The sequence below is a fragment of the Bifidobacterium sp. POST2/T3 (B1) genome (assembly GCF_058197115.1).
This window is the reverse complement of sequence record NZ_JBVPQK010000186.1, coordinates 1-5,200: the sequence shown is the minus strand read 5'-3', so window position 1 is coordinate 5,200 and position 5,200 is coordinate 1. Positions and strand designations below refer to the sequence as shown.

General features: G+C 61.2%; 5 protein-coding genes. All 5 read left to right on the top strand.

Annotation, left to right across the window (positions count from 1 at the left end; translation table 11 throughout):
* Positions 1-1,893, top strand: a 1,893-nt coding sequence (locus AC0AP0_RS08620) for an AMP-dependent synthetase/ligase (RefSeq protein ID WP_490430170.1), incomplete at its 5' end; no start/stop codon positions are given.
* A gap of 2 nt (positions 1,894-1,895) precedes the next feature.
* The gene (locus AC0AP0_RS08615; RefSeq protein WP_490430169.1) at positions 1,896-2,378 is read left to right on the top strand and encodes a peptide deformylase; all 483 of its coding nucleotides are present in this window, start codon (positions 1,896-1,898) and stop codon (positions 2,376-2,378) included.
* Positions 2,379-2,603: 225 nt separating this feature from the next.
* Positions 2,604-3,473, top strand: coding sequence for a 30S ribosomal protein S2 (rpsB, locus tag AC0AP0_RS08610; protein WP_490430168.1), 870 nt, complete (start codon positions 2,604-2,606; stop codon positions 3,471-3,473).
* A gap of 50 nt (positions 3,474-3,523) precedes the next feature.
* Complete coding sequence (gene tsf, locus AC0AP0_RS08605; RefSeq protein WP_029678902.1) at positions 3,524-4,375, top strand: translation elongation factor Ts; 852 nt, start codon at positions 3,524-3,526, stop codon at positions 4,373-4,375.
* A 229-nt stretch (positions 4,376-4,604) separates the two neighbouring features.
* A partial coding sequence (locus AC0AP0_RS08600) for a uridine monophosphate kinase (protein WP_490430167.1) occupies positions 4,605-5,200 on the top strand: 596 nt, incomplete at its 3' end.

Genomic DNA, 5,200 nt, shown 5'->3' with positions numbered 1-5,200 from the left:
CCTGAGGAGCTGGTTGCCCAGTGGCAGGATCCCATGACCAGAAACTGGCACGATGTCAAGGCCGGGCAGATGTCCGCGCGGGTTCGTGCCGTGGCCAAGGGCATGATGGCCCTGGGTGTGGAAAAAGGCAGCACCGTAGTCATCTACGCCTCGACCAGCTATGACTGGGGGGTCACGGACTTCGCTTGCGCGGCCATCGGGGCGGTCTCTGTGCCCATCTATGAGACCGACTCGCCCAGCCAGGCCCAGAAGATCGTTCAGGATGTGGACTGCGTTCTGGCCTTTGCCGGCGACTCGGAGCATGCGCAGATCCTTGAGCAGGTTCGGGGGTCATCGCCCAAGCTCAAGTATGTCTTCAATTTCGAGGCAGGGGGCCTGAATGCAGTCAGCGAATTCGGCCAGGGGATTGACGACGAGCGCCTGGATCAAGCCATCGCCCAGGTCAAAGCCGACGATTTGGCCACCATCGTCTACACTTCGGGCTCCACCGGTGAGCCCAAAGGCGCTATGCTTTCCAACCGGAACTTCGTCCACATCGTTTTCGTCGGCTGGGATGTGCTCTACCACATGCTGGCAGCCCCATCCCGCCTGATGCTTTTCCTGCCCCTGGCCCACTGCTTCGCCCGCTACATCCAGTACGTGGCCATCGGCGCTCAGGGCGTGGTCGGATACGTCTCCAACGCCAAGCACCTGCTGACTGACCTGCGCACCTTCCGGCCCACCTATCTGTTGGGCGTACCCCGAGTCTTCGAGAAGGTCTACAATGCAGCCTCGCAGAAGGCCGGCGCAGGTTTGGCCGGCAAGGTCTTTGCCAAGGCCACCAGGCACTTCATCAAGTGGTCCAAGGACGAGCAGGAGGGGCGCGGCCACTCGCCGCTGACCCGCCTGGCCCACGCCTTCTACACCAAAACCGTCGGCAACACAATCGAGTCCGCCCTGGGTTCCAACCTGAGCTATCTGGCTTGCGGTGGCGCACCCATGAACGCCGACCTGGCCCACTTCTTCAACGGAATCGACGGGATCACCTTCATTCAGGGATACGGAATGACCGAGACGGCGGCCCCCTGCATTGTCAACTTCGAGGATGCCAACGAAGTTGGGTCGGTCGGTCGACCTGGCTCGGGCATGACGGTCAGGCTGAGCGACGACGATGAGCTTTTGGTCAAGGGCCCCAGCGTCTTTATGGGCTACTACCACCAGCCTGAGCTGGATTCCACCGTGCTTGATAAGGACGGCTGGCTGCATACCGGCGATCTAGCCCAGATCGACGACCAGGGCTTCGTCTTCATCACCGGCCGAAAGAAGGACGTTATCATCACAGCCGGCGGCAAGAACGTGAGCCCGGCACCTTTGGAGGATGTGATCAGCACCTGTCCGATAGTCTCTCAAGCCGTGGTCGTGGGCGACGGCAGACCCTTCGTGGGCGCCCTAGTTACTTTGGATGTCGGCATGCTGAAATCGTGGCTGACCTCCCAGGGTCTGGACGCTGACATGAGCATGGAGCAGGCCAGTCATAACGATGCGATCCATGCCTTCATCCAGCAGTATGTGGACAAGGCCAACTGCAACGTCTCGCGGGCCGAGTCGGTGCGGAAGTTCCTGGTGCTGGACAAGGACTTCAGCCAGGAGGACGGTACCCTGACCCCCAGCCTGAAGGTTGTGCGCCCCGAGGTGCTCCGCCAGTATGCCGAACTTGTGGACAAGGTCCTCTATGCGCCTAGGACGCCAGCCAAACCCGCTGCCAAGGAGAACGACATCGTCAGCAGGGCACGGACCACTATGAGTGACTCCCTGGCCAGCATGACCGGACGCAAGCGTGATGGCCGCCAGGAGGAGGAAGCGGCCCCGGAGGATGAGAAGGACGGCCACAACGGCCGGGATGACGAGGAGTAGCAGTGGCGATTCGTGCAATCAGAGTGGTTCCCGATCCGGTTTTGCGTACCCCATGCGATCCTGTGACCAGCATCACCCCGGCTGTGCGCAGTCTGGTGCGTGACCTGGTGGACACCGTCGACGATCCGGGCAGGGCGGGCCTATCGGCCAATCAGATCGGCGTGGGCCTGCGAGTCTTCTCGTATAATATCGGCGGCAAGGTGGGCTACATCATCAATCCGGTCATCGACAAGACCTCGGGCGAGCAGTATGGCGAGGAGGGATGCCTGTCCCTTCCAAACCTTTGGTATCCGACCAGACGGGCCGACTACGCACGAGCCCACGGCATCGATCTGGACGGCAAGACAGTGACTCTCGAAGGCCATGGCATCATGGGTCGGATGATCCAGCACGAGTGCGATCACCTGGACGGCCATGTCTATGTGGATCGGCTGGAGAGCGATGTCCGCCGCAAGGCCATGCAGCAGCTGAGATCAGCCAGGTAGGCAGAGGGCGAACACGGTGCCCGAGGTCATTGGCCTCGGGTATCATAGTAACTCGGCGTGTCATTGCGCAGGTCCGCTGTCACGGGTGGGCAGGCGTGCCAAGAGTATTCCCAAACACACGCCGTAAATTCGCGCCATGTCCGCGACGTCCTGTGTCGGTCGGCTCCTCGGAGTTGCACGCAGGTGCACATGGCCAGGCAATAACCGACAATGAAAGGTATGGACATGGCACAGATCACCATGAGCGAAATGCTGAAGGCCGGCGTCCACTTCGGACATCAGACCCGTCGTTGGAATCCCAAGATGAAGCAGTACATCCTGATGGAGCGCAACGGCATCCACATCATCAATCTCTTCAAGTCGCTCGGTCTGATCGACCAAGCCTATGACTTCATCAAGCAGACCGTGGCCCACAACGGCACCGTGCTCTTCGTGGGGACCAAGAAGCAGGCCCAGGAGGCCATCAAGGCTCAAGCCACTCGAGTGAACATGCCCTACGTCTCCGAGCGCTGGCTGGGCGGTATGCTGACCAACTTCCAGACCGTGACCAAGCGGGTCGGCCGCTTGAAGGAGCTGGAGGAGATGGACTTCGACGACGTGCATGGCTCGGGACTGACCAAGAAGGAGCTCCTGCTCCTGCGGCGCGAGAAGGACAAGCTGGAGCGTCAGCTGGGCGGCATCCGCAACATGAGCCGCACCCCTTCGGCCCTGTTCGTGGTCGACATCAACAAGGAGGCCCTGGCGGTCTCCGAGGCTAACAAGCTGGGTATCCCGGTCGTGGCCCTGGTGGACACCAATACGGATCCTGAGCTTGTCACCTACCCTATTCCGGCCAACGACGATGCTATTCGCGGCGTCGAGCTGCTGACTCGGCTGATGGCCGATGCCGTGGCTGACGGTCTGCTGGAGCGCTCTGGCAAGGCCGCCAAGACCGAGGAGGCCTCTGACCAGCCCATGGCCGAGTGGGAGAAGAATCTGCTGGAGAACAAGGATGGACAGCCGCAGGAGCAGGCCCAGGAGACCGCCCAGGCTTCCCAGGCCGAGCAGCCCGCGCAACAGCAGCAGGAGACCCCCGCTGCCGATCAGGCCGCCTGAAATTTGGCGTCTAGATGATGCATTCAGGAAAGACCAGATAGGAGAGTTTTATGGCAAAAATCACCGCTGCACTGATCAAGGAGCTGCGTGACCAGACCGGCGCCGGTATGATGGACGTCAAGAAGGCCCTGACCGAGGCTGAGGGCGACATGGCCCGCGCCAAGGAGATTATCCGCGCCACCGGCATCCAGGCCGCAGGCGCCCGTGAGGGCCGCAAGGCTCAAGAGGGCCTGATTGCCTCCACCGTCGTCGAGGGCGGACAGGGTCAGATCGGCTACGCCGTCGAGCTCAACTCCGAGACTGATTTCGTGGCCAAGACCCCTCAGTTCATCGAGTTTGGCCAGGAGGTCATCGATGACGTGGCCAAGGCTGATGCCTCCAACGCCGAGCAGGTCGATGCCGCTCCATCCAAGTCAGGCACCGTCAAGGAGACCGTGGAGGAAGCTGGTGCTCTCTTCCATGAGCACGTCAAGGTCGGCCAGGTGGCCCGAGTTGAAGGTCCCCGTGTAGAGATTTACGCCCATCGCAAGTCTGTGGAGATGCCCCCTTCCATCGTGGCCATGATCGCCACTGATGAGGCCGGAGCCCAGGTCGCCCATGAGGTGGCCCTCCAGATCTCCGCCATGAGCCCCAAGTGGCTCAGCCGCGAAGATGTGCCCGCCGATGTGGTGGAGTCCGAGCGTCGCGTGGCCACTGAGAAGTCCCAGGCCGAAGGCAAGCCCGAGAAGATCATACCCAAGATCGTAGAGGGGCGTCTGAACGCCTTCTTTAAGGAGACCGTTCTGCTGGAGCAGCAGTACGTCAAGGACACATCCAAGACCATTGGTGACCTCTTCAAGCAGGCAGGCGGCAAGGCTCTGGCCTTCGCCCGTCTCGAGGTCGGCAAGGGCGACGAGGAGTAGTAAGTAGTTCAGCAATGTTTTGTGTCGTCTGCTTGATCTTGTCTAAGGGACTGGCAAACGTCCGGCATTGATGGCAGGGGAGTGGCTTTCGTAGCCGCTCCCCTTCTTTTGTCCTAAGTCAATTCCCAGGGCCTATCCCCTCGGTCTGCTCAATAGGGGTTGTCGCCCAGCACGGATACCCTGTTAGCGGCGTATACCGCCCGTCATCATGTCTGGAGAAAGGGCTTTTATGACCGGATCCGATTCAGCGCAAAACCAAGCATCGCCTCGTCGTGTGCTGCTCAAGCTCTCCGGAGAGGCCTTCGGGGGAGGCGAGGTCGGCATCGACGTGCAGGTGGTCAAGCGGGTGGCCAAGGAGATCGTCCAGGCGGTGCAGGGCGGCGTTCAGGTGGCCATCGTGGTGGGCGGTGGCAACTTCTTCCGCGGAGCCGAGCTCAGTCAGGCCGGAATCGAACGTTCGCGCGGCGACTACATGGGCATGCTGGGCACGGTCATGAACTGCCTGGCCCTGCAGGACTTCCTGGAGCAGGCTGGTCAGGCCACCAGGGTGCAGACAGCCATCACCATGGGTCAGGTGGCCGAGCCCTACATTCCGCTCAAGGCCATCCGCCACCTGGAAAAGGGACGCGTAGTCATCTTCGGGGCCGGATCCGGCATGCCTTACTTCTCAACCGACACGGTCTCCATCCAGCGGGCCTTGGAGATACATTGCGTCGAGGTCCTCATGGGCAAGAACGGTGTGGACGGTGTGTATACGGCTGATCCGCACAAGCAGGCTTCTGCGCGCATGTTCACCAATCTGAGCTACCAGCGGGCCCTGGTGGA

Excerpts from the sequence above, each read along its gene's own strand:
- rpsB (WP_490430168.1), top strand. The coding sequence starts at position 2,604 with ATGGCACAGATCACCATGAGCGAAATGCTGAAGGCCGGCGTCCACTTC.
- tsf (WP_029678902.1), top strand. The coding sequence starts at position 3,524 with ATGGCAAAAATCACCGCTGCACTGATCAAGGAGCTGCGTGACCAGACC.